The organism is Franconibacter sp. IITDAS19 (genome assembly GCF_023079515.1).
GTDB classification, from domain to species: domain Bacteria; phylum Pseudomonadota; class Gammaproteobacteria; order Enterobacterales; family Enterobacteriaceae; genus Franconibacter; species Franconibacter pulveris.
In genome coordinates this window covers 491,264-517,602 of sequence record NZ_JALJCP010000003.1, presented here as the reverse complement: position 1 = coordinate 517,602, position 26,339 = coordinate 491,264, and the positions used below count along the sequence as shown (strand labels likewise).

The 26,339-nt window shown below is 55.7% G+C and carries 23 protein-coding genes and 4 tRNA genes; 2 read left to right on the top strand and 25 right to left on the bottom strand.

From position 1 onward, the window contains the following. Positions 1 to 36 precede the first annotated feature (36 nt). From MT962_RS12120 to mltB, 15 genes are all read right to left on the bottom strand, one after another. Complete coding sequence (locus MT962_RS12120; RefSeq protein WP_281732692.1) at positions 37 to 2,628, bottom strand: EAL domain-containing protein; 2,592 nt, start codon at positions 2,626 to 2,628, stop codon at positions 37 to 39. Between the two features lie 446 nt (positions 2,629 to 3,074). Then, positions 3,075 to 3,590: an S-ribosylhomocysteine lyase gene (gene luxS / locus MT962_RS12115; protein ID WP_024558922.1), complete on the bottom strand. Its 516-nt coding sequence runs from the start codon at positions 3,588 to 3,590 to the stop codon at positions 3,075 to 3,077. Positions 3,591 to 3,740: 150 nt separating this feature from the next. Next, positions 3,741 to 5,297, bottom strand: coding sequence for a glutamate--cysteine ligase (gene gshA, locus MT962_RS12110; RefSeq protein ID WP_024558923.1), 1,557 nt, complete (start codon positions 5,295 to 5,297; stop codon positions 3,741 to 3,743). A gap of 77 nt (positions 5,298 to 5,374) precedes the next feature. After that, positions 5,375 to 5,806 carry a YqaA family protein gene (locus tag MT962_RS12105; protein WP_024558924.1) on the bottom strand — a complete coding sequence of 144 codons (432 nt, stop codon included), beginning with the start codon at positions 5,804 to 5,806 and terminating at the stop codon, positions 5,375 to 5,377. Then, positions 5,803 to 6,369: a fructose-1-phosphate/6-phosphogluconate phosphatase gene (gene yqaB / locus MT962_RS12100; protein WP_024560119.1), complete on the bottom strand. Its 567-nt coding sequence runs from the start codon at positions 6,367 to 6,369 to the stop codon at positions 5,803 to 5,805. Before yqaB ends, MT962_RS12105 begins: the two co-directional genes overlap by 4 nt. Before the next feature lie 342 nt (positions 6,370 to 6,711). Then, positions 6,712 to 6,788 (bottom strand) — tRNA-Arg (locus MT962_RS12095). Between the two features lie 185 nt (positions 6,789 to 6,973). Further along, a tRNA-Arg gene (locus MT962_RS12090) sits at positions 6,974 to 7,050 on the bottom strand. A gap of 82 nt (positions 7,051 to 7,132) precedes the next feature. Next, positions 7,133 to 7,209, bottom strand: a tRNA-Arg gene (locus tag MT962_RS12085). A gap of 4 nt (positions 7,210 to 7,213) precedes the next feature. Next, positions 7,214 to 7,306 (bottom strand) — tRNA-Ser (locus MT962_RS12080). Positions 7,307 to 7,598: 292 nt separating this feature from the next. After that, complete coding sequence (gene csrA / locus MT962_RS12075; RefSeq protein WP_000906486.1) at positions 7,599 to 7,784, bottom strand: carbon storage regulator CsrA; 186 nt, start codon at positions 7,782 to 7,784, stop codon at positions 7,599 to 7,601. Positions 7,785 to 8,030: 246 nt separating this feature from the next. Further along, complete coding sequence (gene alaS / locus MT962_RS12070; RefSeq protein ID WP_024557205.1) at positions 8,031 to 10,658, bottom strand: alanine--tRNA ligase; 2,628 nt, start codon at positions 10,656 to 10,658, stop codon at positions 8,031 to 8,033. Positions 10,659 to 10,793: 135 nt separating this feature from the next. Next, entirely contained in the window at positions 10,794 to 11,318 is a 525-nt protein-coding gene (gene recX / locus MT962_RS12065) for a recombination regulator RecX (protein WP_247365685.1), read from the bottom strand. Between the two features lie 49 nt (positions 11,319 to 11,367). Then, positions 11,368 to 12,429 (bottom strand): recombinase RecA, encoded by a 1,062-nt coding sequence (gene recA / locus MT962_RS12060; protein WP_024557203.1) that lies wholly within the window; start codon positions 12,427 to 12,429, stop codon positions 11,368 to 11,370. 87 nt (positions 12,430 to 12,516) lie between these two features. Further along, entirely contained in the window at positions 12,517 to 13,014 is a 498-nt protein-coding gene (pncC, locus tag MT962_RS12055) for a nicotinamide-nucleotide amidase (protein ID WP_247365684.1), read from the bottom strand. A gap of 142 nt (positions 13,015 to 13,156) precedes the next feature. Then, entirely contained in the window at positions 13,157 to 14,248 is a 1,092-nt protein-coding gene (gene mltB, locus MT962_RS12050) for a lytic murein transglycosylase B (RefSeq protein ID WP_048887890.1), read from the bottom strand. Positions 14,249 to 14,662: 414 nt separating this feature from the next. On the opposite strand from mltB, the gene mutS reads away from it, so the two are divergent. Continuing rightward, entirely contained in the window at positions 14,663 to 17,230 is a 2,568-nt protein-coding gene (mutS, locus tag MT962_RS12045) for a DNA mismatch repair protein MutS (RefSeq protein WP_247365683.1), read from the top strand. Positions 17,231 to 17,415: 185 nt separating this feature from the next. Here mutS and MT962_RS12040 read toward each other — a convergent pair whose 3' ends face one another. From MT962_RS12040 to MT962_RS12030, 3 genes are read right to left on the bottom strand one after another with little or no spacing between them, the layout of a single operon-like run. Continuing rightward, positions 17,416 to 17,652, bottom strand: a complete 237-nt coding sequence (locus tag MT962_RS12040; RefSeq protein WP_024561653.1) for a non-oxidative hydroxyarylic acid decarboxylases subunit D — start codon at positions 17,650 to 17,652, stop codon at positions 17,416 to 17,418. Positions 17,653 to 17,662: 10 nt separating this feature from the next. Further along, on the bottom strand, positions 17,663 to 19,090 hold the full coding sequence (locus MT962_RS12035; RefSeq protein ID WP_188723889.1) for a non-oxidative hydroxyarylic acid decarboxylases subunit C: 1,428 nt from the start codon (positions 19,088 to 19,090) through the stop codon (positions 17,663 to 17,665). A gap of 14 nt (positions 19,091 to 19,104) precedes the next feature. Then, positions 19,105 to 19,698 carry a non-oxidative hydroxyarylic acid decarboxylases subunit B gene (locus MT962_RS12030; RefSeq protein WP_024561651.1) on the bottom strand — a complete coding sequence of 198 codons (594 nt, stop codon included), beginning with the start codon at positions 19,696 to 19,698 and terminating at the stop codon, positions 19,105 to 19,107. A gap of 173 nt (positions 19,699 to 19,871) precedes the next feature. Between MT962_RS12030 and MT962_RS12025 the strand changes: the two genes are divergently transcribed. Beyond that, complete coding sequence (locus MT962_RS12025; RefSeq protein WP_247365682.1) at positions 19,872 to 20,282, top strand: MarR family transcriptional regulator; 411 nt, start codon at positions 19,872 to 19,874, stop codon at positions 20,280 to 20,282. A 101-nt stretch (positions 20,283 to 20,383) separates the two neighbouring features. Here MT962_RS12025 and rpoS read toward each other — a convergent pair whose 3' ends face one another. From rpoS to ispD, 7 genes are all read right to left on the bottom strand, one after another. After that, positions 20,384 to 21,376, bottom strand: coding sequence for an RNA polymerase sigma factor RpoS (gene rpoS, locus MT962_RS12020; RefSeq protein WP_024551671.1), 993 nt, complete (start codon positions 21,374 to 21,376; stop codon positions 20,384 to 20,386). 61 nt (positions 21,377 to 21,437) lie between these two features. After that, the gene (gene nlpD / locus MT962_RS12015) at positions 21,438 to 22,610 is read right to left on the bottom strand and encodes a murein hydrolase activator NlpD (protein ID WP_247365681.1); all 1,173 of its coding nucleotides are present in this window, start codon (positions 22,608 to 22,610) and stop codon (positions 21,438 to 21,440) included. A gap of 126 nt (positions 22,611 to 22,736) precedes the next feature. Then, a complete protein-coding gene (locus tag MT962_RS12010) occupies positions 22,737 to 23,363 on the bottom strand; it encodes a protein-L-isoaspartate(D-aspartate) O-methyltransferase (protein WP_024557194.1) in 627 nt (208 codons plus the stop codon). Further along, complete coding sequence (surE, locus tag MT962_RS12005; RefSeq protein WP_024557193.1) at positions 23,357 to 24,118, bottom strand: 5'/3'-nucleotidase SurE; 762 nt, start codon at positions 24,116 to 24,118, stop codon at positions 23,357 to 23,359. Before surE ends, MT962_RS12010 begins: the two co-directional genes overlap by 7 nt. Further along, positions 24,099 to 25,148 carry a tRNA pseudouridine(13) synthase TruD gene (truD, locus tag MT962_RS12000; protein ID WP_247365679.1) on the bottom strand — a complete coding sequence of 350 codons (1,050 nt, stop codon included), beginning with the start codon at positions 25,146 to 25,148 and terminating at the stop codon, positions 24,099 to 24,101. Before truD ends, surE begins: the two co-directional genes overlap by 20 nt. After that, positions 25,145 to 25,624, bottom strand: coding sequence for a 2-C-methyl-D-erythritol 2,4-cyclodiphosphate synthase (gene ispF / locus MT962_RS11995; protein WP_024557191.1), 480 nt, complete (start codon positions 25,622 to 25,624; stop codon positions 25,145 to 25,147). Before ispF ends, truD begins: the two co-directional genes overlap by 4 nt. Then, complete coding sequence (gene ispD, locus MT962_RS11990) at positions 25,624 to 26,334, bottom strand: 2-C-methyl-D-erythritol 4-phosphate cytidylyltransferase (RefSeq protein WP_048887895.1); 711 nt, start codon at positions 26,332 to 26,334, stop codon at positions 25,624 to 25,626. Before ispD ends, ispF begins: the two co-directional genes overlap by 1 nt. Between the last annotated feature and the right edge of the window lie 5 nt (positions 26,335 to 26,339).

Sequence of the window (26,339 nt, the reverse complement as noted above, 5' to 3'; positions counted from 1 at the left end):
AAACCCGCTTACGGCCTGGCCGGGCGGGTTTTTCTTTTAGCGCTTCTCTATTTGCGCTTTCAGTTCCTCAAGCGGCATCGGGCGGCTAATCAGGTAACCCTGCGTTTCGTCGCACTGATACATCTTCAATTGCTCCAGTTGCTCTGGCGTCTCCACCCCTTCGGCGGTGATGCTGAGCGAAAACGCTTTGCCAAGCCCAATCATATTCTCAACGATATTATTCGCGTTCTCTGAATGCGGCATACCCGCCACGAAAGATTTATCGAGCTTGATGCCGTCAAACGGGAAGTTACGTAGATAGCTTAGCGACGAATAGCCGGTGCCGAAGTCGTCGATTAACAGCCGCACCCCCAGCGCCTTCAGGCCGTTCATGATCTCAAGGCTGCTCTGCGGGTTCCAGAGCGTAGCGTTTTCGGTGACTTCAAGCTCCAGACGCGCCGGGTCTAGCTTCGACGTCCGCAACGCGTCGCGCACGCGGCCCACCAGCCCGCTGGTCTGAAACTCCACGGCGGAAATGTTGACTGAGACCGACATTCCCTGCAGTTCATGCTGCGCATCGCGACAGGCGGTGTTCAGCACCCAGTCGCTGAGCGAAATGATAATCCCGGTCTCTTCCGCCAGCGGAATAAACTGATCCGGCATCAACAAGCCGTGGAGGGGATGATGCCAGCGCAGCAGCGCTTCTACCGCCACCACGCGGCCCGCTTTCATGTCGTAACGCGGCTGATAAACCAGGCGGAACTGATCCTCTTTCAGCGCTTCGCGCAGGCTTTTTTCCATTTCGCGCCGCTGAACAATCTGCTCTTCCATATCGGCGCTGTAGAAAACCCAGCCGTTACGCCCGGCGCTTTTCGCTTTGTACAGGGCGATGTCGGAGTAGCGCAGCAAATCGGTAGCGTTTACCGCATCCTGCGGCGCCAGGGCGATACCCATGCTGGCGCCGATAAAAATCTCATGCTCCTGAATATAGAGCGGGCGGCGGATTTCGCGGATGATACGCTCGCACAGCTGGTCGAGATCCTGCTTCTGTTCGATATCCGGAATAATAAGGATAAACTCATCGCCGCCCTGACGCGCCACCAGGTCGAACTCCCGCAGGCAGGCGCGTAGCCTCTCAGAAACCTGATGCAGCACCTCGTCCCCTACCCCATGGCCGAAGAGATCGTTAACCGGCTTAAATTTGTCGAGATCGAGGCTAATCATCGCCAGCGGATGGTCGCGGGTCGGCATAGATTGCAGCTTCCCTTCCAGAAACTCCTTCATCCGCACCCGGTTCGGCAGGCCAGTCAGCTCATCGTGTCGCGAAAGGTATTGCACCCTTGCCTGCGCTTCCACCTCCAGCGTGACGTCGGTGGCGGTGCCGCGATAGCTCAGCTCGCCTTCAGCCGTGGTGGTTGGTTTTGCCACCAGGTTGCAGTAGCGCTGATGGCCCTGCGCGGAAAAATAGCGGCAGTGCGTCAACCCACGGTGCGCGGTCTGGCCCGGTTGCAAGAGCCAGTCGGCAAGTTCAATCTGCTCGCATTCAATAAACTGCGTTATGGGGCGCCCCAGCCAGTCGTCAATACGGTGGCCGGTAATGACCGGGAAACGCTCTGAGATCCAGGTAAAACGCAGCTGGTCGTCAGTCTCCCAGATCCAGTCGGTGGTCGCTTCCACCACGTCGCGAAAGCGCCTTTCGCTCGCCGCCAGCGCCTGACGGCTCTGCTCCAGCAGAAAATGGTTTTCGTCGTTTAGCCGGGCTTTATTAAGCGCGTTACGCATCAACCAGGCGGCCAGCAGCGCGGTCAACAGCAAAATGGACAGCAGCAACGGCAGCACGACCAGCAGCAGGTTGCGGCCAGGGTTTTCGCTGCGCCACGCCAGAGCGATCGGTGCGTTATAAAATGTGAGCGGTAAAACGACCTGCCGGTAGTCTGCTTTACCGGATGAGCCCGTCTGCACATGCAGCTCGTGAATGCCGTACTCTTCGCCCAGTTCGCGTAACTCAGCCGGTCGCAGTTGGTCTATGAACACCAGCATGGAAGGCGGGCCGGGCAGCGGCTGCACATCCTCATCGCCGCCCGTGGTTATCCAGGCAGCAGCCACCAGCGCCGGTTGGCCGTTAACGGCAAGCGAGAGCGCGGCAGGTTCATCAGGATTCTTAGCAAGCGCCGTTCGTAAAGCCGCCTGCGGATGCGTGCCAGCCCACTGCTCAAGCGTAAGACGGACTCGCTTGCCGTTAACCACGGCGTAGCGCGTATCGCCGCCCGGGCCGAGGACAAAAATGGCTTCATAATGAAAGTCCTCGAAAAGCGAGGCGCCAAGATTCTGCTTTTGCCAGGCCCAGTCGGTATCCAGCGTCTTATGCAGATGCGTATAAGATTCGCCCCACTCGGCATAATCCTGCGTGTGAACTTTCATGGTCGCTTCCTGATTTTGCAGCGCTTTTTGCAACAGGTTGCGGCTCTGATCGTCGGCGCGGTTATTGATGTCGCAGGCAATATGCAGCAGCGCCAGAATAGCTATCAGAAAAAAAGTGCCTAACAGGGAAAGCATAAACATCAGCGAACGCTTTACCACCGAGGTGGTGCTGCCTGCGGAAGAGGTAAATAGTGGAGTATTCTCTTTTATTGCCAGCCATCTCATCATCGATTATCCGTATTTCCGGCGTAATGCATCTTATTATTATTGCTCCCCGCTTCACTTTTCGCCCGGCGAAAAAATTATGCGGCAGGAACAGAGAATAAGATGCTTTGACAGTACTTCAGGCTCGTCAGGCGGCGGCTGATAAGGCCATGCGCCTGGCGGCCAGACAGAATAAGTGGCTTCTGAAAAAAGCGAAACAGAAATAGCCGGCTCTGAGGAAAAATAAAGCTAAGCCATTTTACTTCCGGTGAGAATAACGACTTAAGAATAACCTTGCTTGAAAAAATGTTAATTCCCGCTTCACAGGTTATGCCTGGTTTTTAGCCGTTCCGTTTTTAGATAATCATCTGATGGTTATTTTTTTATAAATGATTATCAGTAACAAAACATTCTGCTGAAAATAAAAAAGGAGACGCGAAGGTCTCCTTTTTCACATTGCGGGCGCTGAACTAGATATGCAGTTCCTGCAGCTTTTCTTTTGGCAGCGCCAGCTCTTCGTTGCTGTTCACGCGAACATCACGCTCCAGAATGTGACGCGCAATGTCCTGCGCTTCCTGCAGCGAGTGCATCTGATAAGTACCGCACTGATACACATTCAGCTCTGGGATCTGGTTCTGATCCTTCACTTTCAGCACGTCCTCCATCGCGGCTTTCCAGGAATCCGCTACGCGCTGCTCATCCGGCTCGCCGATAAGGCTCATATAGAAGCCGGTGCGGCAGCCCATCGGAGAGATATCGATAATCTCAACGCCGTTGCCGTTCAGGTGATCGCGCATGAAACCTGCGAACAGGTGCTCCAGAGTATGGATGCCTTTCTCCGGCATGACTTCCTTGTTCGGCACGCAAAAACGCAGGTCAAAAACGGTAATGGTATCCCCGTGCGGCGTATGCATCGTTTTGGCTACGCGAACAGCAGGCGCTTCCATACGGGTATGGTCGACAGTGAAGCTATCCAATAACGGCATCTGGTCACCTCCGATAAGTGATTTTTTTTAAATTAAACTGAACTCTTGGTTCCGGGGCGAGTCTGAACATATGAAAGACGCGCATTTGTTATCATCATCCCTGTTCACAGAGATGAAAATTCGGCCACAGTGATGTGGCCTTTTTCTTTTTTAAGCCTGCTTCGCCAGCCATGCTTCAAACGGCTCGCGGTCATTTTCTTCAATTTCGCGCTGGCGCTGCCAGGAGGCGTCGTGCTCTTTCGCGAAATCGTCCTCTGAAAGCACTTCCAGCGGCTCTTCGCGCAGCATGGCGCGGTACTGTTCCGCCAGCGCAAGGCCGGTGCCGCCGATGCCATTATCAATCATAGAACGCAAAATACGCGCCGAATAGGTCAATTCCGGGTCGTCAAAGCAGGCGACAAGCTGGTCGCAGACCTGCTGGTATTCATGATTGCCGGCGATGTTATCGAGCGTGACGGCGACGCGTCGCAAATCCTTAAAGAGATCCTTGCCGACTTCGCTCAGCGGATGCTGTGCGGTTTCGCAGCCCATTCCGAGCGTCAGGCCTGGCTTACGCCCTTCCAGAATCACACGGTTCCAGTTTTTACGCGTACAGAGCAACTCGTCGCTGCTCATTTCCGGCGCATCGGCCAGCACGCACCAGACCATAAAGAGATCCAGGAAGCGCACCTGCTGCTCGTCCACGCCAATCGGCGAGAAAGGATTAATGTCGAGCGAACGCACTTCAATGTATTCGATACCGCCGCGCAGCAGCGCATCGGACGGCGATTCGCCTTCGCGGGTCACGCGTTTCGGACGGATTGGCGCATAAAGCTCGTTCTCAATCTGCAAAATATTGGTGTTGATTTGCAGATGCTTGCCATCCTTCACTAACCCCATACGCGCATACTCCTCGGAAGGGGTTTTGATCGCGCGCTTCAATCCTGCCACATAGGTCTGCAAATCGTTAAACGTAATTCCGAGATTGCTTTGCGACTTATTGGTATAGCCGAGATCGCTCAGGCGCAGTGAGGTAGCGTAAGGCAGATAGTACATGCCGCTTTCGGTCTTTTCGAACGGCAGCGTTGTAGGTTTACCTTGCAAAAACGAAGGACAAATCGCAGGCGACGCGCCAAACAGATACGGGATCACCCAGCCAAAACGGTAATAGTTGCGAATAAGGCGGAAGTAGCCTGCGGAGATCGCTTCTTTGCCGCTTTGCGCATCCTGGACGCCACATTTCGCCTGCCAGAAGGCCATCGGCAGCGAGAAGTTATAATGCACCCCGGAAATGGTCTGCATCAGCGCGCCGTAGCGGTTTTTCAACCCTTCGCGATACAGCGTTTTAAAGCGCCCGATATTAGAGGTGCCGTACTGGGCGAGCTCAATGTTCTGCCCGTCTTTAACATAGCAAGGCATACTAAGCGGCCACATGCGCTCATCGCCCAACGCCCGCGCCGTGGCGCGATGAATGTCACGCATGACGGTTAGCATATGGTCGATATCGCCATCAACCGGCGTGATAAATTCAAGAAGGGCTTCGGCGAAGTCCGTCGTGATCCACTTATGGGTTAGCGCTGAGCCCAGGCTTTCCGGATGGCCGGTGGTCGCCAGCTGGCCTTCGGGCGTAACGCGCAGCGTCTCACGCTCCAGACCGCGGCGAATGCCTTGCAATGCCTGAGGATGTTTTTCCAGCCAGGCCAGCGCCTGTGATACGTCCGGGATCAATTTGACCTCCCGCCTGTCGAAATCATTTTTATTAAGCATAATTGTAATGGTTGACGATTAAAGGTCACTCAAGCAATTCAATTGTGCCACCACGTTATCCCTTGTAACGCCGCCACGGCCACCACCAGATAGCGTAGCGCCTTGCCAAGGCACAAAAAGAAGATAACCGGTCCCCATGAAAGACGCAGCCACCCTGCCAGCAGGCAGAGCAGATCGCCTATTGCAGGTAACCAGCTTAGCAGCAGCGCCGCCGGGCCAAATCGTTGCAGCCAGGCGAGCGCTTTTCGCTGCCAGCGCGATGATTCGCGCTGCGGCAAAAGCCGCCCAAGAATAACGTTAGTCAGCCCTCCGAGGCTATTACCGATTGTTGCTATTAAAATTAACAGCCAGGGCTGACTCTTTTCGGCGAGCAGCAATGCCGCCAGTACCACTTCTGAACTGCCCGGCAGAAGCGTGGCGCTGAGAAAGCTACTCGCGAACAGGGAAGCGAGCGACAGTACGTCGCTCACAATAAGCGAACGTCCACCGCATCCATCCCGGCAAGGCGCGCGGCCTGGAGGCCGAAATCGGCGTCTTCAAAGACCACGCATTTTTCCGGCGCCACGCCCATTAATTTCGCGCAGAGCAGAAAGGTATCGGGGGCGGGTTTATGGTTTTCAACATGATCGGCCGCGACAACGGCAGTGAAATACTTTCGCAGCCCCAGGTGATTGAGCAAGGCTTCCGCGATATCGCTTTCGCTGCCGGTGCCGACAGAAAGCGGACGGCGGCCATACCAGGCTTTCACCACGTCGACCAGCGGCAGCGGCTGCACGGTATCCAGCAACATGGAGCGCACCGCTGCTGTTTTTTCCTGCGCCAGCGCGTGAGGGTCAAGATCGGCTTGATTAAGCTCAATGATAGTCTGAGCGATACGCCAGGTCGGCGAACCGTTAAGCATCACCAGCGCTTCTTCGTCGTAATGCATGCCGTAGCGTCCCAGCACGTCGCGCCAGGCTTTACGGTGAGTCGGTTCGGTATCGAGGATGGTGCCATCCATATCGAAAATCAGCCCGTCGTAACGATCGTACATCATGCCCTCATTCACTAAAGGTAAGGATGTTACTTTAACGTAAACAGGAAAGATTGTCGCTTTTTAGGAGGAGGCTTAAAGGCGTAGAAGCTGTCTGAGAAAGAGGACGCGAAAAGAGAACAGGAGTTTTATTAATAACATGAGGGAGTAGATGATTGCGGCAGGTCGCTTATCATGTCAGCTGCTTTTACTGACGCTCTGGGGAAAGGGTGCATCCAGGAGGATTATTCGGCTTCGTTTCACCCTTACGGGCCGCTGCTGAAGCAGCGTTATCCTCCCTGGCGCTCGCGGTTATCACCGCTTACCAGGCCACACTGTCTTTACTGACAACATGGAGAAGTATGGTGCATCCGGGAGGATTCGAACCTCCGACCGCTCGGTTCGTAGCCGAGTACTCTATCCAGCTGAGCTACGGATGCATCGGGATTTACTGCTTTGCTTACTGCCTTTGCTGACAGCATGAAGAAGATGGTGCATCCGGGAGGATTATTCGGCTTCGCCTCACCCTTACGGGCCGCTGCTGAAGCAGCGTTATCCTCCCTGGCGCTCGCGGTTATCACCGCTTACCAGGCCATACTGTCTTTACTGACAACATGGAGAAGTATGGTGCATCCGGGAGGATTCGAACCTCCGACCGCTCGGTTCGTAGCCGAGTACTCTATCCAGCTGAGCTACGGATGCATCGGGATTTACTGCTTTGCTTCTGGCTTACGGCTATACCGCTTGCCATGCCACACTGTCTTTGCTGACAGTATGAAGAAGATGGTGCATCCGGGAGGATTCGAACCTCCGACCGCTCGGTTCGTAGCCGAGTACTCTATCCAGCTGAGCTACGGATGCAAAATGGCGGTGAGGGGGGGATTCGAACCCCCGATGCAGCTTTTGACCGCATACTCCCTTAGCAGGGGAGCGCCTTCAGCCTCTCGGCCACCTCACCACACGCCTCTTACGAGTGCTTCGAAGAACTTGTTTCTGCTCATCGTCGCTGCGTGGCGCACATATTACTTTCTGAGACTTATAAGTCAAACAATTTTTCCCACCCCTTAATCGTTTGCACATTTCACAAACAATCCGCCTGCTTTGCCAACAAAACGAGTGTTTTATCAACATAGAAAAGCGTACCGGGAAGGATCTGGGCAAGGAAAAGGAAATAGCGAAGAGACGGCAGAAGGGAAAATTAAGGCAAGAAAAAGGGGGCGCCTCGCCAGCTCTCAGCGAGACGCGATAACTCAGTAACTGGACTGTTGCGATTTTTCAGCCTGGATACGCTGGTAGATCTCTTCACGGTGTACAGAAACTTCTTTCGGGGCGTTAACACCGATACGTACCTGGTTTCCTTTTACCCCAAGCACAGTCACGGTCACCTCATCCCCAATCATGAGTGTCTCACCAACTCGACGAGTCAGAATCAGCATTCTTTGCTCCTTGAAAGATTAAAAGAGTCGGGTCTCTCTGTATCCCGGCATTATCCATCATATAACGCCAAAAAGTAAGCGATGACAAACACATGGAGTGTAAGCAGTCACGGCATTACATTCTGTTAAACCTAAGTTTAGCCGATCCAGAAAAATTCAACCCGACTTTATCGTTATAGATAGCGTAGCGACGAAAACGCCATAACGGCAAATCCGTTATGGCGCTCCGCTCACGCTTCACTGTTATTACAGCTTAGCTGTTACCCAATTTTCGACACTTGCCAGCGCCGCAGGCAGAGCCTGCGCATCGGTACCGCCAGCTTGCGCCATATCAGGACGTCCGCCGCCTTTCCCGCCGACCTGCTGGGCGACCATGCCCACCAGCTCGCCAGCCTTAACGCGATCCGTCACATCTTTCGACACGCCTGCGATAAGAGAAACCTTACCTTCAGACACGGTAGCCAGCACGATAACTGCAGTGCCCAGCTGATTTTTCAGGTCGTCAACCATAGTGCGAAGCATTTTCGGTTCAACGCCGCTGAGTTCGCTTACCAGCAGTTTAACGCCTTTAATTTCCTGCGCTTTGCTGGTCAGAGAGGCGCTTTCCTGAGCCGCCTGCTGCGCTTTCAACTGCTGCAGCTCTTTTTCCAGCTGACGGGTGCGGTCCAGCATCGCGCGCACTTTGTCATTCAGGTTCTGGCTATCGCCTTTCAGCAGTTGTGCGATGTCGTGCAGTTGCTCATTCTGCGCATGTACCATCGCCAGCGCGCCTTCCCCGGTGACCGCTTCAATACGGCGAACGCCTGCAGCAGTGCCGGATTCAGATACAATGCGGAAAAGACCGATATCGCCAGTACGGCTGGCGTGCGTGCCGCCGCACAGCTCAGTAGAGAAATCGCCCATGCTGAGCACGCGTACGCGCTCGTCATATTTCTCGCCAAAGAGCGCCATCGCGCCTTTCGCTTTCGCCGCTTCGAGCTCCATGATGTTGGTCTCGACTGGCAAATTACGGCGGATCTGGGCGTTGACGATATCTTCCACCGCACGAATCTCTTCCGGCTTCATCGCTTCAAAATGCGAGAAGTCGAAGCGCAAGCCTTTATCGTTAACCAGCGAGCCCTTCTGCGCTACGTGGGTGCCCAGCACCTGACGCAGTGCCGCATGCATAAGGTGAGTAGCGGAGTGGTTAAGGCGAATGCGCTCGCGGCGCGCCTCGTCAACTTCCGCTTTCACGCCATCGCCAACCTTCAGCGCGCCTTGCGCCAGTTTGCCGATATGGCCGATAGCCTGACCATATTTCTGCGTATCGCTCACGGTGAAGACAAAGCCGTTGCCTTTCAGCTCGCCTTTATCGCCGACCTGGCCGCCGGATTCGCCATAGAAAGGCGTTTCGTCCAGCACCACGACTGCATCCTGGCCCGCGCTAATCTGCTCAACCGCTTTGCCATCAACAAACAGCGCGGTGACTTTTGCAGTCAGCTCGGTATGGTCGTAGCCCTTGAACTCGGAAGCGGAATCAACGCGGATCATGGCGTTGTAGTCTGCACCGAAGCCGCTGGACTCGCGTGCGCGACGGCGTTGCTCTTCCATTGCCGCTTCAAAGCCTTTTTCATCCACTTTGATGTTACGCTCACGGCAAACGTCTGCAGTCAGATCGACCGGGAAGCCATAGGTATCGTACAGGCGGAAGGCGGTTTCCCCGTCCAGCGTATCGCCTTTAAGGTTCGCCAGCTCTTCGTCCAGCAGCGCCAGGCCGCGCTCAAGCGTACGGGCAAACTGCTCTTCTTCGGTTTTCAGAACCTGTTCAACCTGCGCCTGCTGGCGTTTCAGGTCTTCACCGGCAGGACCCATAACTTCGATAAGCGGAGCGACCAGCTTATAGAAGAACGTGTCTTTAGCGCCCAGCATGTTGCCATGACGGACCGCACGACGAATGATGCGGCGCAGCACATAACCGCGGTTCTCGTTAGAGGGGATCACGCCGTCTGCGATAAGGAATGCGCACGAGCGAATATGGTCAGCGATAACGCGCAGCGATTTATTGGAGAGGTCGGTTGCGCCAGTTACTTTCGCCACGGCCTCAATCAGCGTGCGGAAGAGGTCGATTTCATAGTTGGAGTTAACGTGTTGCAGCACCGCAGCGATACGCTCAAGACCCATGCCGGTATCCACGGACGGCTTCGGCAGCGGTTCCATGGTGCCATCAGCCTGGCGGTTGAACTGCATAAATACGATGTTCCAGATCTCGATATAACGATCGCCATCTTCTTCCGGGCTCCCCGGAGGGCCACCCCAGATATGATCGCCGTGATCGTAGAAAATTTCGGTGCATGGGCCGCAGGGGCCGGTATCGCCCATCTGCCAGAAGTTGTCGGATGCGTACGGACCACCCTTGTTATCGCCGATGCGGATAATGCGCTCGCGCGGAATACCGACTTCTTTTTCCCAGATTTCGTAAGCTTCGTCGTCCGTCTCATAGACGGTCACCCACAGACGTTCTTTCGGCAGGTTAAACCACTGCTCGCCGGTCAACAGTTCCCAGGCGTACTGAATGGCGTCATGTTTGAAGTAGTCGCCAAAGCTGAAGTTACCCAGCATTTCGAAAAAGGTGTGGTGACGCGCGGTGTAACCGACATTTTCCAGATCGTTGTGCTTACCACCTGCGCGAACGCAGCGCTGCGCAGTGGTGGCGCGGGAATAATTACGCTTGTCGAGACCAAGGAATACATCCTTGAACTGGTTCATCCCTGCGTTGGTAAACAGCAAAGTCGGGTCGTTGTTAGGTACAAGGGAGCTGCTCGCAACTACCTGATGGCCTTTACTATGGAAAAAATCGAGAAACGCCTGACGGATCTCAGCGGTGCTCTTGCTCATAATTATCCTGAAATCAAGCTAACGAAATGTCGTCGCCCGGCTAACGTACGGAGTACGCAAACATTACCGGGCTTAACGGAAAAAAGTGGGAATAAGATAAGTTTTCTTCACAGGGAAGTAAAATCCCGTATGGCTTCAGGAAGCAAAATTTCGGTATAAGTCCTGAATGTCTTCCATATAGTAGCCACGATATAGCAAAAAACGCTGCACTTTGGCTTTTTCCGGGTACTGTTTTGGTAAAGGCGAACCGAATTTTCGCTCCGCCTGCTCGCGCGCCAACGTGCCCCAGTCGATATCACACTCCGCCAGCGCAGATTCACACTGCGCACGTGAAATGCCCTTCTGCTGTAGCTCCTGGCGAATACGCTGCGGGCCGTAACCCTTACGGCTGCGGCTGGCGATAAACTGCGCGGCGAAGCGTTCGTCATCAAGCCAGCGGTGCTCATAGCACCAGGCAATGACCTGATCGATCTCTTCAGCGGTAGGTTCGGGGTCTGTTTCGGCGACCTGGCGGGACTGTTGTTGACGCGGTTTAACTGGCGAAGGCGTTGTCAGCTTGCGGCGCAACTCCTGCTCGCTGTGGTCACGCATCGCGAGAATGCGCGTAGCGCGATCGAGAAGGCGGGCGTAGGCAGTGCGGCGGGAAGTAGCGTCAGTCATAAGCAATCAGGGAAACAAAAAAAGGGCTGCATTCGCAGCCCTTATAGCATTAAAACTCTTCGTTTGTCTCTTCGGCGTTGTCACCGTCTTCAGCGGCGAAGGCCGGGATAGCGTCGTGGTTATTGAGCAGCAGCTCGCGCAGCTTTTTCTCAATCTCTTCCGCCATCGGTTTGTTCTCTTTGAGGAAGTTGGTCGCGTTAGCTTTACCCTGACCGATTTTCTCGCCGTTGTAGCTGTACCATGCACCCGCTTTTTCAATCAGCTTGTGCTTCACGCCCAGGTCAACCAGCTCGCCGTAGAAGTTGATGCCTTCACCGTAAAGGATCTGGAATTCAGCTTGTTTAAACGGCGCAGCCACTTTGTTTTTGACCACTTTAACGCGGGTTTCGCTGCCGATAACATCATCGCCCTCTTTCACCGCACCTATGCGGCGAATATCCAGACGAACGGAAGCGTAGAACTTCAGCGCGTTACCGCCAGTGGTGGTTTCCGGGTTACCGAACATCACGCCAATCTTCATACGGATCTGGTTGATGAAGATAAGCAGGGTGTTAGAGTTTTTCAGGTTACCCGCCAGCTTACGCATCGCCTGGCTCATCATACGCGCCGCAAGGCCCATGTGAGAGTCGCCGATTTCGCCTTCGATTTCCGCTTTCGGCGTCAGCGCCGCAACGGAGTCGACAACGAGCACGTCTACAGCGCCGGAGCGCGCCAGCGCGTCACAAATTTCCAGCGCCTGCTCGCCGGTATCCGGCTGAGAGCAGAGCAGATTGTCGATATCTACGCCCAGCTTACGCGCATACACCGGATCGAGCGCATGTTCCGCATCGATAAAGGCGCATGTCTTGCCAGCACGCTGTGCCGCGGCGATAACCTGCAGCGTCAGCGTGGTTTTACCAGACGATTCCGGACCGTAGATTTCCACGATACGGCCCATCGGCAAACCACCGGCACCCAGCGCAATATCCAGAGAGAGTGAACCGGTAGAGATGGTTTCCACATCCATAGTGCGGTCTTCACCCAGGCGCATGATGGAGCCTTTGCCGAATTGCTTCTCAATCTGGCCAAGTGCTGCCGCTAACGCCTTTTGCTTGTTTTCGTCGATAGCCATTTTTACTCCTGTCATGCAGGGTGAAGCACTATGCGCCACGCTGCCTTTGTTTCTGTTGCAGCCATTATACTGTATGGCTATACAGTATCAAGCTTTTTGTCGAATGTTTTGCCACAGCGTCTGTAGGGCGAAAACCGTGGCCTGACGCCGCACCGCTTCACGATCGCCAGGAAAATTTTGCAGGTAAGTTCGCACCTCACCCTGGTCATTCGCGATGCCGAACCAGACGGTGCCGACAGGCTTTTGCGTGCTGCCGCCATCCGGCCCTGCAATGCCGCTGACAGAGACCGCCCAGGTTGCGGCGGCGGCATTCAACGCCCCCAGCGCCATCTGACGCACAACCGGCTCGCTCACTGCGCCATGCGCCTCAAGCGTGGCGCCGTCGACGCCAATCATCTGCTGCTTGGCTTCATTACTGTAGGTAACAAATCCGCGTTCAAACCAGGCGGAACTACCGGCGATATCGGTAATCATCTTAGCCACCCACCCGCCAGTGCAGGATTCAGCCGTCGTCACCGTTGCGCCGAGTTGGCGCAACGCCTCGCCAAGTTGCTGACTTAATTGCATCATTTCGCGGTCATTCATGACAGCTCCGATTGTAAGCAGATCCCCTGTTTGACAATAGCACTTCCCCTTTGTTGCAGAGGATTACATTGCGTTTTTCGGGCTAAATTCAAGGTTAGCGCAGGCAAAAAAGGAGATCCCGCGCCGGGACGCGGGAAGAAGATCACTGAATGCGAGCCAGCGCAACCGCCTGGCCCAGTTGCCAGACCGCCATCGCATAATGCGTGCTGTGGTTATAGCGGGTGATTGCATAAAAATTCGGCAGCCCGTACCAGTACTGGTAACCCGTGCCGATATCCAGACGCAGCAGGCTGGCCTCCTGATGATTACCGATCGGTTGCTGCGGCGTTAAGCCCGCCACGGCAAGCTGGCTGATGCTGTATTTCGTTTTAAAGCCATTCTCAAGGCCTGGCGCCTGACCGTTTGCCGGTACGGCCACCGCATCGCCCTTCACCCAGCCATGTTCTTTAAAGTAGTTCGCTACGCTGCCAATGGCATCGACCGGATCCCAGAGATTGATATGGCCATCGCCATTGAAATCCACCGCATACTCTTTGTAAGAAGAGGGCATAAACTGACCATATCCCATTGCGCCCGCAAAAGAGCCTTTCAGCGCCAGCGGATCGTCCCCTTCATCGCGCGCCATTAACAAGAAGGTTTCCAGTTCGCTGGCGAAGTAATCTGCGCGGCGAGGGTATTCAAAAGCAAGCGTGGCAAGCGCATCGAGAATGCGGGTTTTCCCCATTACGCGTCCCCAGCGGGTTTCCACGCCGATGATGCCAACGATAATTTCCGGCGGCACGCCGTAAACCTGCCAGGCGCGATTAAGCGCGTCCTGATATTGGTTCCAGAACACCACGCCGTTTTGCACGTTATCCGGCGTGATGAACTTGCTGCGATAGCGCAGCCATGCGCCGTTCGGCCCCGTTGGCGGCTGCGTAGTCGGCGCCTGCTGATTCATCAGGCGAAGCACGTAATCCAGCCGTTTCGCCTGTGAGAGGATTTCATGCAGTTGTTGACGATCAAAACCATGCTTGCTCACCATCTTGTCGATGAACTGCTGGGCGGCGGCGTTATTCGCGAAATCGCCGCTGGGCATGAGCATGTCGTGCTGAGGCTGCAGCAGAAAGCCTCCTGAAGGTGCGGAAGCAGGCGCGCCGGCTGTGGCGGCGGCCGCTTCCGTTTTTGGCTTGCTGCTGCAAGCGGAAAGAAGAACAAGTGTCGATAATAAGGCGGTGTAGCGACGCTTAAGCATGAAATATCCCTATGGCATTCGAAGACAAGTGGCACTAATGGTAGATCATCTCAAGCCAGCCGAGAAAGCGCCGCAAGCGTCCTTCAGACGGCTTTATTTATTGCGGGATGATAAGCCTGAAAAAGCTGATTGATATCGCAGGTTTTATCTTTTCCTCACGATACGGGACGAATGCGCCGCCGCTCGCAATTCGCCTGAATCTGAAGTGCTAAACGCGCTAAAGCTTGCGAAACAAGCCGCAAGCTTCGCCTTCTCCCCTCCCCTGTTGCTTTTTACGCTGCTACTGTCACCGACGTTTAAGGCAAACAGGATTGCGCGCTCTGCGGATGAAAGCAGGGGATTATCAATGATAAGATGGCCGTTTCTACAGGGCATCACACGCCGTACCTCGCTTCAAGAAATGAGCAAAATCAAATGACTGAGTCTATCGATAAGGACTTTTCCGACCATACCCCTATGATGCAGCAGTATCTGAAGCTCAAGGCGCAGCACCCCGATATCTTGCTGTTCTACCGCATGGGCGATTTCTACGAGCTGTTTTATGACGACGCGAAACGCGCCTCTCAGCTTATGGATATTTCGCTGACGAAACGCGGCGCTTCGGCGGGGGAGCCAATTCCCATGGCGGGCGTGCCGCATCACGCGGTGGAAAACTATCTGGCGAAGCTGGTGAGCCTTGGCGAGTCGGTGGCGATTTGCGAACAGATTGGCGACCCGGCGACCACGAAAGGCCCCGTGGAACGCAAGGTGGTGCGTATCGTAACGCCCGGCACCATCAGCGACGAAGCGCTGCTGCAGGAGCGTCAGGATAACCTGCTGGCGGCTATCTGGCAGGACAGCCGCGGCTTTGGCTACGCTACGCTTGATATCAGTTCCGGTCGCTTTCGCTTAACGGAGCCGGAAGACCGTGAAACCATGGCGGCGGAATTACAGCGCACCAACCCGGCAGAACTGCTGTATGCCGAAGATTTTGCGGAAATGGCGTTGATTGAAGGCCGCCGCGGCCTGCGTCGCCGTCCGTTGTGGGAGTTTGAAATCGAAACGGCGCGCCAGCAGTTAAACCTGCAATTCGGCACGCGCGACCTGGTGGGTTTCGGTGTGGAGAATGCAGTACGCGGTCTCTGCGCGGCGGGCTGCCTGCTTCAGTATGTGAAAGATACGCAGCGCACCTCCCTGCCTCACATTCGCTCTATCACTATGGAGCGCCAGCAGGATGGCATCATCATGGATGCCGCCACGCGTCGTAACCTTGAGATAACCCAAAACCTGGCGGGGGGCATCGAAAACACCCTCGCCTCGGTGCTTGACTGCACCGTAACGCCAATGGGCAGTCGTATGCTCAAGCGCTGGCTGCATATGCCGGTACGTGACATAGCCGTGCTGTCGCATCGTCAGCAGGCCATCAGCGCATTAATGGACCTGGCGGGAGAAGTGCAGCCGGTATTGCGTCAGGTTGGCGATCTGGAGCGTATTCTCGCGCGTCTTGCGCTACGCACCGCTCGCCCGCGCGACCTGGCGCGTATGCGGCACGCCTTCCAGCAGTTGCCTGCGCTACGGGAAATGCTGGCCCAAAGCGACGCCAGTTACGTACAGACTCTGCGTGAAAACATGGGCGAGTTTACCGAGCTTCGCGAACTGCTGGAGCGGGCGATTATTGAGGCGCCGCCCGTGCTGGTGCGCGACGGCGGTGTCATTGCGCCGGGTTATAACGAAGAGCTCGACGAATGGCGCGCGCTGGCGGACGGCGCGACCGATTACCTCGACAGGCTGGAAATCCGCGAGCGCGAGAAGCTGGGGCTGGATACGCTAAAAGTCGGCTTCAACGCCGTACACGGTTATTACATTCAGGTAAGCCGCGGGCAGAGCCACCTGGTGCCTATCCATTATGTCCGCCGCCAGACCCTGAAAAACGCCGAGCGCTATATCATTCCAGAGCTTAAAGAGTACGAAGACAAAGTACTTACCTCAAAAGGCAAAGCGCTGGGGCTGGAGAAGCAGCTTTATGATGAGCTTTTCGACCTGCTGCTTCCCCACTTGCCGGCGCTGCAAAAGAGCGCCGCGGCGCTGGCGGAACTGGACGTATTAGCTAACCTCGCCGAACGTGCCGAAACGCTGAACTACACCTGCCCGACGCTGACCGATAAACCTGGCATTCGCCTGGTGGAAGGGCGTCATCCAGTGGTGGAACGCGTCTTGAACGAGCCGTTTATCGCTAACCCGCTGAATCTTTCACCGCAGAGACGGATGCTTATCATCACCGGCCCGAATATGGGCGGTAAAAGCACCTATATGCGCCAGACTGCGCTGATCGTGCTGATGGCCTATATCGGCAGTTTCGTTCCGGCGCAGCGGGCGGAGATAGGCCCGATTGACCGCATCTTCACTCGCGTCGGCGCGGCGGACGATCTCGCCTCCGGACGTTCCACTTTCATGGTGGAGATGACCGAAACGGCGAATATTCTGCATAACGCCACCGAGCACAGCCTGGTGTTGATGGATGAAATAGGCCGCGGCACCTCCACCTATGACGGGCTTTCGCTCGCCTGGGCCTGTGCGGAAAGCCTGGCGAACCGCATTAAGGCGATGACGCTGTTCGCGACCCACTATTTCGAACTCACCCAATTGCCAGAAAAAATGGAAGGGGTGGCGAATGTGCATCTGGACGCGATTGAGCACGGCGACACCATCGCCTTTATGCACAGCGTGCAGGACGGCGCCGCCAGTAAAAGCTACGGTCTCGCGGTTGCCGCGCTGGCTGGGGTGCCAAAAGAGGTGATTAAGCGGGCGCGCCAGAAACTGCGCGAACTGGAAAGCCTCACAGGGAATGCCGCCGCCACGCAGATAGACGGCACGCAGATGTCGCTGCTAACGCCCGCGGAAGAAACCTCACCTGCGGTGGAAGCGCTGGAAAATCTTGACCCGGACTCGCTTACGCCCCGTCAGGCGCTGGAGTGGATCTATCGCCTGAAAAACCTGGTGTAACGCTGGAAAAATAGCGGGTGGCGCTTCGCTACCCGCCTTGCGACAGTTTTAAGCATGGTAAAAATGCTTCGCTTATCTGCCTTACAGTTATCTCATATTAAGCACGGCAGATTTCGCGCAGGCGAAAGTAAAAAGACGGGTAGAGGGCGCCTCTCCCGTCCTTTTGATTATCCGCCAACGCTTTTTTACCGCTTTGATTCCGCCAGTAGCGGCGGTATCGTCGGTACCTCTGGCGCCTCATCAATATCTTTCTGCGTCATGCGAAACGCTTCGGGATAATGCTCGCGGCTGGTCCGACGCAGCGGCTCGGTATCTCGCCAGGTGTAAAGACAATGCTGGCACTGAAATACTGTCCAGACGCCTTTTACAGGTGATGTCGCCATCACTTCAATTTGTTCATCAGCGCAACGTGGGCAAATCATTTCTCCCTCCTTATTTACGGTTGGCGAGCATAGCGGTGAGCTTTTCAACCCACTGCGCGGTTTCCGGCAGATCTTTCACCGGTTGGCTGTAATGCCCGCGGTTATCCGGCGCGACGGGTGTGGTGGCGTCGATAATCAGCTTGTCGGTAATTCCCGCCGGGCTTGAGCCTGGATCAAGCTCCAGCACGGACATATTTGGCAACTGCACCAGATCCCCTGCCGGGTTAACTTTGGAAGAGAGCGCCCACATCACCTGCGGCAGATCGAACGGATCGACATCTTCATCGACCATGATAACCATCTTCACATAGCCAAGACCGTGCGGCGTGGTCATGGCGCGAAGCCCCACGGCGCGGGCAAAACCGCCATAGCGTTTTTTCGTGGAAATAATGGCAAGCAACCCGTGGGTATACATGGCGTTAACCGCCTGCACTTCCGGGAACTCTGCTTTCAGTTGCTGATAGAGCGGCACGCAGGTGGCGGGCCCCATCAGGTAGTCGATTTCAGTCCAGGGCATGCCCAGATAGAGCGATTCGAAAATCGGCTTCGTGCGATATGAAACCTTATCGATACGCACCACCGTCATATTGCGGCCGCCAGAATAGTGTCCGGTAAATTCACCAAACGGCCCTTCTATTTCACGCTTGCGGCCTTCGATCACCCCTTCCAGGATCACCTCTGAGCCCCACGGCACATCAAAGCCGGTCAGCGGTGCGGTAGCGATCGGATACGGGCTTTCACGCAGCGCCCCCGCCATTTCATATTCAGATTGATCGTATTTCAGCGGCGTGGCGCCCATCAGCGTAATAATCGGATCGTTGCCAAGCGTAATAGCGACAGGCAAATCTTCGCCGCGCTCTTCGGCTTTGTGCAGATGCAGGGCGATATCATGCATCGGCACAGGTTGCAGGCCGAGCTTACGTTTGCCTTTGACTTCCATCCGGTAAATGCCGACATTCTGCTTGCCGAAATGTTCAGGATCGAGTGGATCGCGCGAAACCACGCAGGCTTTATCGAGGTAAAAACCGCCATCGCCGTCGTTCAGACGAAACAGCGGTAAAATGTCGAACAGATTGATGGCTTCGCCGTCTACGCTGTTTTCCGCCCAGGGCGGATTGTCGCGACGCTCCGGCGTCACCGGAAATTTATCCCAACGGCGAATAAATTCCGCAATCTGCTGTTTTACCGGCGTAGCGGGCGGAAGACCAAGCGAAATAGCGTGGTTCTGCCAGGAGCCGATAGTGTTCATCACCACTCGCGCGTCAGTAAAACCACGGATATTATCGAACCAGAGCGCCGGCGCGCCTTCGCCAATACGTCCGGTCGCGTTGGCCGCGGCGGCCAGATCTGGCTCCGCCTGCACTTCCTCGCTTATTTTCAGCAGTTGTTTCTGCTCGTCCAGCGCGCGCAGAAAGCCGCGCAAATCATCAAAAGCCATGCGTGAATCTCCTGTTATGCATGATGTGAATTCGCTGAGCCTGTACTGTGCAGGCCTCCCCAACGCCGTGCCTGCGGATCGTTAAGCCCAAACTGATCCAGCACGCGCGCGACAATATGGCGGGTAATGTCTTCGATGGTTTTCGGATGGTTATAAAAAGCGGGCATGGGCGGCACCATTGCCACGCCCATACGGGATAGCGCCAGCATATTTTCCAGATGAATAGTACTAAGCGGCATTTCACGCGGCACCAGCACCAGCTTGCGCCCCTCTTTCAACACCACATCGGCGGCGCGCCCAACCAGCCCTTCGGCGTAGCCAGCGCGAATGCCCGCCAGCGTTTTCATGCTGCATGGAATAACAATCATGCCGTCAGTGTGAAACGACCCCGAAGAAATCGTCGCCGCCTGATCGGCGGGGCTATGTATAACATCCGCCAGCGCTGCGACTTCCCGGGCGTTATAAGGCGTTTCCAGTTCAATAGTGGTTTTGGCCCACTTCGACATCACCAGGTGCGTTTCCACTTCCGGCATCTTCTGCAGCGTTTTTAACAGTGCTACTCCAAGCGGCGCGCCAGTGGCGCCCGTCATGCCCACTATTAATCTCATCCTTACCTCACAATATTGTTCGTATACGAACGTTTTAACCAAGCCTATCGCCAGCCAGCGGGATGAACAAGCCCACAGGAGCAAAACCGCACGAATCGCTTATTTTTATAAAGGTTATAAAGGCTGCCGTAAGCGGCTATGATGGCGGGATGGACGATAAAACAGGAGCCGCCATGTATCTTCGTGAAGAGGCTTTTCACCTGCTACGCCAGCTTTTTCAACAACATACGTCGCACTGGCAGAGAGAACTGCCGGAACTGACCAAGCCGCAGTATGCCGTAATGCGTGCGATTCAGGAGCAGCCGGGCATTGAACAAGTCGCGCTGACCGACGCGGCCGTCAGCACTAAAGCGACGCTGGCGGAAATGCTAAGTCGTATGGAAAGCCGCGGACTGGTTCGACGTGAAAACGATCCGGCCGATAAGCGGCGACGTTTTATCTATCTGACACCGGAAGGCGAATCTCTGCTGAATGCCATTATCCCTGTAGGCAACGCGGTGGATGAACGGTTTCTGGGTAAACTGGAAGCGCATGAGCGAGCGCTTTTTACACAGCTAATTGGAAAGATGATGGACAAGCAATAGGGCTTATCCTCTCTGTTTTGCAAAGGCCGTAACCCACTGAAATAAAAGAAAAAGGCCGGTCAAATGACCGGCCTTTTTGGCTGAAAACAACAATTCGTAGCTTATTCGCGGAACAGCGCTTCGATATTCAGCCCTTGCCCCTGCAGGATTTCGCGCAGGCGACGCAGACCCTCAACCTGAATCTGACGAACACGCTCACGAGTCAGACCGATTTCCCGGCCCACATCTTCAAGCGTTGCCGCTTCATAGCCGAGCAGGCCGAAACGACGAGCCAGCACTTCACGCTGCTTGGCGTTCAGTTCGAACAACCACTTAACGATGCTCTGTTTCATGTCATCGTCCTGCGTGGTATCTTCCGGACCGTTTTCTTTTTCATCGGCCAGAATATCCAGCAGCGCTTTCTCTGAATCACCACCCAGCGGGGTATCAACAGAGGTAATGCGCTCGTTCAGGCGCAGCATACGGCTTACGTCATCAACCGGTTTATCCAGCTGCTCTGCAATCTCTTCCGCGCTCGGCTCATGATCCAGCTTGTGAGAAAGCTCGCGTGCGGTACGCAGATAAACGTTCAGCTCTTTAACAATATGAATCGGCAGACGAATCGTACGGGTTTGGTTCATGATAGCCCGTTCGATGGTCTGGCGAATCCACCAGGTTGCGTACGTTGAAAAACGGAAACCGCGCTCCGGATCGAACTTCTCAACTGCGCGGATAAGGCCCAGGTTGCCTTCTTCGATCAGATCCAGCAGCGCAAGACCGCGGTTGCTGTAACGACGGGCAATTTTCACCACCAGACGCAGGTTACTTTCGATCATGCGGCGGCGTGAGGCGATATCACCACGCAGCGCGCGGCGTGCGAAGTAGACTTCTTCTTCTGCTGTTAGCAGAGGAGAGTAACCGATTTCTCCCAGATACAGCTGAGTCGCATCCAACACACGCTGTGTGGCACCCTGCGACAACAACTCCTCTTCTGCCAGGTCGTTATCACTGGGTTCCTCTTCTATCAAGGCTTTTTCATCAAAAGCCTCTACTCCGTTCTCATCAAATTCCGCGTCTTCATTTAAATCATGAACTTTCAGCGTATTCTGACTCATAAAGGTGGCTCCTACCCGTGATCCCTGAGCAAAGCACCTGACAGAAGCATGCTTTGCCGATTTATCGCTGCGGCAAATAACGCAGCGGGTTTACGGATTTCCCCTTGTAACGAATTTCAAAATGCAAGCGTGTAGAACTGGTTCCGGTGCTACCCATGGTAGCGATTTTCTGCCCCGCCTTAACTTCTTGTTGTTCCCGGACCAGCATTGTGTCGTTATGGGCGTAGGCACTCAGGTAATCATCGTTGTGTTTTATGATGATAAGATTACCGTAACCGCGCAGAGCATTACCGGCGTAAACGACGCGACCGTCAGCGGTAGCGACGATAGCCTGGCCTTTACTTCCTGCGATATCGACCCCTTTATTGCCCCCTTCGGAAGCAGAAAAGTTCTCGATAACATTGCCCTCAGTCGGCCAGCGCCATGCTGCTATCGGCGCGCTAGTGGACGTACTGCTGACTGTCGGTTCGGCTGTAGTGTTAACGGTTGGCGCGGTAACGGGTGCCGTTACGACAGCACCGCTATTTCTGTTACCAGGCAACATTTTGTTATCACTTTGTTCACCTGAGTCCTCAGAATAAATAATTGTGGGTTTCGACGCAACCACCGTGCTGGAATTTTGTGCAGGTTTTGAGACAATTCCTTGAGCATTTGCATCTGCCTGTGTAATTGCATTGCCTCCTGTGATCGGTGTACCGGAAGCATTGCCTACCTGCAGCGTTTGCCCAACATTCAGGCCATACGGGGCTGGAATGTTATTGCGCTGTGCCAAATCACGGAAATCGTTCCCGGTAATCCAGGCGATATAAAAGAGCGTATCGCCGCGCTTAACGGTATAAGTGCTGCCGCCGGTATAGCTGCCTTTCGGAATGTTCCCATACTGACGGTTGTATACGATGCGGCCATTTTCGGTCTGCACCGGCTGCTCGACCACAGGCTGAACCTGACGAGGCTGCGAAACGGGAGGCTGCGAAACGGGAGGCTGCGCGGGCTGAATTTGCGGCGCAGAAACGGGGGCGGAAACCGGTGCGGCAGTAGAGGCGCCCATTTTGGGTGGCGGCGTAATCATCATACCGCTGCTGCTCGTGCTGCTGGCGGCTGCGCCGCTGTTTCCCTCTACAGAACTTATCGGCGCCTGAGAGGCGTCATTGGATGAACATCCCGCCAGCCAAAGTGAAATGAATGTTGCTGTTGCTACCCGGCGTGCTGTGAATTTTGGGCTTCCCGCGCTCATTTATCCCCCAGGATTGTTATCTGTCAGTGACTACTTACGACGACCGTGGCTCTGCACGTCCGGCAGGCTCAAAATGAGCCCACCATACGCGGATAACGCCTGAAAGTAACAGGAAAAACTCCTGGATTACGCCAGATCCCCTTTCACCAGAGGAACGAAACGCACGGCTTCCACGGTGTCGATAATAAATTCATCTCCCCGCCGACGAACCCGCTTTAATAGCTGATGCTCATCTCCAACGGGAAGCACAAGAATGCCGCCGTCATCCAGCTGCGACATCAACGCAGGCGGGATCTCCGGCGGCGCGGCCGTCACAATAATAGCGTCAAACGGGGCACGCGCCTGCCACCCCTGCCAGCCATCACCGTGACGGGTAGAAATATTGTGTAAATCAAGCTGCTTCAGGCGACGACGAGCGTGCCACTGCAAACTTTTGATGCGCTCAACGGAACAAACGTGGTGGACGAGATGCGCCAGAATCGCCGTCTGGTAGCCCGAGCCGGTGCCTATCTCCAGCACCCGTGATTCGGGCGTGAGCTCCAGCAGCTCGGTCATTAGCGCCACCATATAAGGCTGAGAAATGGTCTGCCCGGAGCCGATAGGCAGCGCCACGTTCTCCCAGGCTTTGTGCTCAAGCGCTTCATCGATAAATTTTTCGCGTGGCACGCGGGCGAGCGCTTCGAGCACGTGCTCGTCGCGAATGCCCTGAGCACGCAATTGATTGAGAAGAGTTTGAACGCGATTGCTTACCATTGCCCGTTCACTCCGGCGCGGTCTAACCAGGTTGAGACAACATCATGCGCACTGTGCGCTGTTAAATCCACATGCAGCGGCGTGACGGAGACATAACCTTCCTCCACCGCGGCGAAGTCTGTATCCGGCCCGGCATCGCATTTTTCGCCCGGAGGGCCTATCCAGTAAAGCGTATTACCGCGCGGATCCTCCTGCGGAATAACTTTATCCGCCGGATGGCGGCTGCCGCAGCGCGTGACGCGGATGCCTTTGATCTCCGCCAGCGGCAGATCCGGCACATTAACGTTCAGTATGCGGCCGGTACGCAAAGGTTCACGCATGAGCGCCCGCAAAATCGTACAGGTGACCGCCGCCGCCGTATCGTAATGCTGGTAGCCGTTAAGCGACACCGCCAGCGCCGGAAAGCCCAGATGACGCCCTTCCATCGCAGCGGCGACGGTGCCGGAATAAATGACGTCATCGCCCAGATTAGGCCCGGCGTTAATGCCGGAAACCACCACGTCAGGACGAGGACGCATCAGCGCGTTGACGCCAAGGAACACGCAATCGGTCGGCGTGCCCATCTGCACGGCGATATCGCCATTTTCAAAGGTGAAAGTGCGAAGGGAGGATTCCAGCGTCAGAGAGTTGGACGCGCCGCTGCGGTTACGATCGGGAGCAACGACCTGCACTTCGGCAAATTCGCGAAGCGCTCTCGCCAGGGTCTGAATGCCCGGCGCATGGATCCCGTCATCGTTACTCAGCAATATCCGCATAATCACCCGCTGTGTTCATTAATTCCCGCACGACGCTGGTGGCAAAACTGCCCGCCGGCAGCCAGAAGCACAGTTCGACAGTCATATCGTCCCACCACTCCCAGCGAAAATCGTGGGGAAAGAGCCGCATCGCCCGGCGCGCCGCTTCCACTTTTTCACGCGCCAGCAGCGTCTGCAACGTTGTTTCTTCAGCAATGGCCTGCTGTTCGTTCGCCAGCGCTTCACGCTGGGTACCCCACTCTCCGCTGCCAGGCAGCGCGGCGGTGATAAGCAAAGCCTTCGCGTCTACACGAGCCTGCAGCTCCGGCAGCTCTTCTGCGGCTGCGACAAACCAGCTGCCGCGGCCCGCTAATTGTAGCGCATCGCCATCAACAACTTGATTAAATTCTGGTTTTTTCAGACGTTGGCTGACTATCTGATTAAACAGCGCGCTGCGCGCCGCAGACAAAGCAAAACTGCGTTTGTTGCGCTCGCGGGGCGGCGTAGCCGTCTCGCCCCAGCGCTGCGCCTGCAACAGGTTGCTGCCGCCGATGCCAAAACGCTGCGGGCCGAAATAGTTCGGCACGCCTTCGTCACGCGCCGCCTGCAGCCGGGTTTCCATCTCCTCCCGGTTCGTCACCTCACGCAGCACCAGCCTGAAGTGGTTGCCTTTCAGCGCCCCTAAACGCAGCTTGCGCTTGTGGCGGGCATACTCCAGCACCTGGCACCCTTCCAGGGAAAAGGCGCTTAGATCAGGCATCTCTTTACCCGGCAGACGGACGCAGAACCACTGTTCCGTGACGGCGTGCTTATCTTTTTGCCCGGCAAAGCTGACTTCCCTGGCGTGCACTTTAAGGAACTTAGCCAGCGCGTCCGCCACAAAGCGCGTATTGCAGCCAGTTTTGACGATGCGCACCAGCAGATGTTCGCCCTCGCCATCCGGCTCGAAGCCTAAATCTTCCGTTACGACAAAATCTTCCGGGTTGGCTTTAAGCACGCCGCTGCCCTGAGGCTTGCCATGCTGGTAAGTCAGTTGATGCACGTCGATCATACGCCAGCCTTAAGCAGCAGCGCCACCGCCTCGCAGGCGATGCCTTCGCCACGTCCGGTAAAGCCGAGCTTCTCGGTGGTGGTAGCCTTCACGTTGACCTGCTCCATATGGCAGCCCAGGTCTTCGGCGATAAAAACGCGCATCTGCGGGATGTGCGGCGCCATTTTCGGCGCCTGGGCGATAATCGTGACGTCAACATTGCCAAGCGCGTAACCTTTGGCCTGTACGCGGCGCCAGGCTTCACGCAGAAGTTCGCGGCTATCCGCGCCTTTAAAGGCCGGGTCGGTATCCGGGAAGAGTTTGCCGATATCGCCCAGCGCCGCCGCGCCCAGCAGCGCATCGGTCAAGGCATGTAGCGCGACATCGCCGTCGGAATGCGCCAGCAGCCCCTGCTCGTAAGGAATACGAACGCCGCCAATAATAATCGGCCCAACGCCGCCAAAAGCGTGTACGTCAAAACCATGTCCGATGCGCATTATGCATTCTCCATATGGGTTAACCGGGTAAGATAAAACGCCGCCAGCGCCAGGTCTTCAGGGCGCGTCACTTTAATATTATCCGCGCGGCCAGCAATCAGTTCAGGATGAAAACCACAATATTCGAGCGCCGAGGCTTCATCAGTAATGGTGGCCCCTTCGTTGAGCGCGCGCGTCAGACAGTCAAGCAGCAGTTCGCGAGGAAAAAGCTGGGGCGTGAGCGCGTGCCAGAGATCTTCTCTGTCGACCGTATGGGCGATAGCGGGTTTACCCGGCTCGCCGCGCTTCATGGTGTCGCGCACGGGGGCGGCGAGAATGCCGCCGACAGCGCTGGTTTCGGTAAGAGTGAGCAGACGCTCAAGATCGTCCTGATGCAGACAGGGGCGGGCAGCGTCATGCACCAACGCCCAGATGCAGTCGTCCGCCTGCTTTAGCCCTGCCAGCACCGAGTCGGCCCGCTGCGCGCCGCCCTGCACCACCTGAACGCGGGGATGGGAGGCCAGCGGCAACGCCATAAAGCGCGCATCGCCAGGACTGATGGCGATAATCACCCGGCTGATGCGAGGATGCGCCAGCAGCGGCGCCAGCGCGTGTTCGAGGATCGTTTTTTCACCAATGGTGAGATATTGTTTCGGACATTCCGTTTGCATGCGGCTGCCAATTCCGGCAGCCGGCACCACGGCTATCACGTCCGCAAAGGAAGGCGCCATGAGTT

Bases quoted from the DNA above. Each gene is read 5' to 3' on its own strand.
- MT962_RS12120 (WP_281732692.1), bottom strand. From the start codon at position 2,628: ATGATGAGATGGCTGGCAATAAAAGAGAATACTCCACTATTTACCTCT.
- rpoS (WP_024551671.1), bottom strand. From the start codon at position 21,376: ATGAGTCAGAATACGCTGAAAGTTCATGATTTAAATGAAGACGCGGAA.
- yqaB (WP_024560119.1), bottom strand. From the start codon at position 6,369: ATGTACGATCGTTACGACGGGCTGATTTTCGATATGGATGGCACCATC.
- luxS (WP_024558922.1), bottom strand. From the start codon at position 3,590: ATGCCGTTATTGGATAGCTTCACTGTCGACCATACCCGTATGGAAGCG.
- MT962_RS12035 (WP_188723889.1), bottom strand. From the start codon at position 19,090: ATGGCTTTTGATGATTTGCGCGGCTTTCTGCGCGCGCTGGACGAGCAG.
- ispF (WP_024557191.1), bottom strand. From the start codon at position 25,624: ATGCGCATCGGACATGGTTTTGACGTACACGCTTTTGGCGGCGTTGGG.
- truD (WP_247365679.1), bottom strand. From the start codon at position 25,148: ATGATCGACGTGCATCAACTGACTTACCAGCATGGCAAGCCTCAGGGC.
- pncC (WP_247365684.1), bottom strand. From the start codon at position 13,014: ATGAATGACCGCGAAATGATGCAATTAAGTCAGCAACTTGGCGAGGCG.
- ispD (WP_048887895.1), bottom strand. From the start codon at position 26,334: ATGGCGCCTTCCTTTGCGGACGTGATAGCCGTGGTGCCGGCTGCCGGA.
- MT962_RS12025 (WP_247365682.1), top strand. From the start codon at position 19,872: ATGTATCTTCGTGAAGAGGCTTTTCACCTGCTACGCCAGCTTTTTCAA.
- nlpD (WP_247365681.1), bottom strand. From the start codon at position 22,610: ATGAGCGCGGGAAGCCCAAAATTCACAGCACGCCGGGTAGCAACAGCA.
- csrA (WP_000906486.1), bottom strand. From the start codon at position 7,784: ATGCTGATTCTGACTCGTCGAGTTGGTGAGACACTCATGATTGGGGAT.
- mutS (WP_247365683.1), top strand. From the start codon at position 14,663: ATGACTGAGTCTATCGATAAGGACTTTTCCGACCATACCCCTATGATG.
- MT962_RS12010 (WP_024557194.1), bottom strand. From the start codon at position 23,363: ATGGTAAGCAATCGCGTTCAAACTCTTCTCAATCAATTGCGTGCTCAG.
- recA (WP_024557203.1), bottom strand. From the start codon at position 12,429: ATGGCTATCGACGAAAACAAGCAAAAGGCGTTAGCGGCAGCACTTGGC.
- MT962_RS12030 (WP_024561651.1), bottom strand. From the start codon at position 19,698: ATGAGATTAATAGTGGGCATGACGGGCGCCACTGGCGCGCCGCTTGGA.
- MT962_RS12040 (WP_024561653.1), bottom strand. From the start codon at position 17,652: ATGATTTGCCCACGTTGCGCTGATGAACAAATTGAAGTGATGGCGACA.
- recX (WP_247365685.1), bottom strand. From the start codon at position 11,318: ATGACTGACGCTACTTCCCGCCGCACTGCCTACGCCCGCCTTCTCGAT.
- surE (WP_024557193.1), bottom strand. From the start codon at position 24,118: ATGCGGATATTGCTGAGTAACGATGACGGGATCCATGCGCCGGGCATT.
- alaS (WP_024557205.1), bottom strand. From the start codon at position 10,658: ATGAGCAAGAGCACCGCTGAGATCCGTCAGGCGTTTCTCGATTTTTTC.
- mltB (WP_048887890.1), bottom strand. From the start codon at position 14,248: ATGCTTAAGCGTCGCTACACCGCCTTATTATCGACACTTGTTCTTCTT.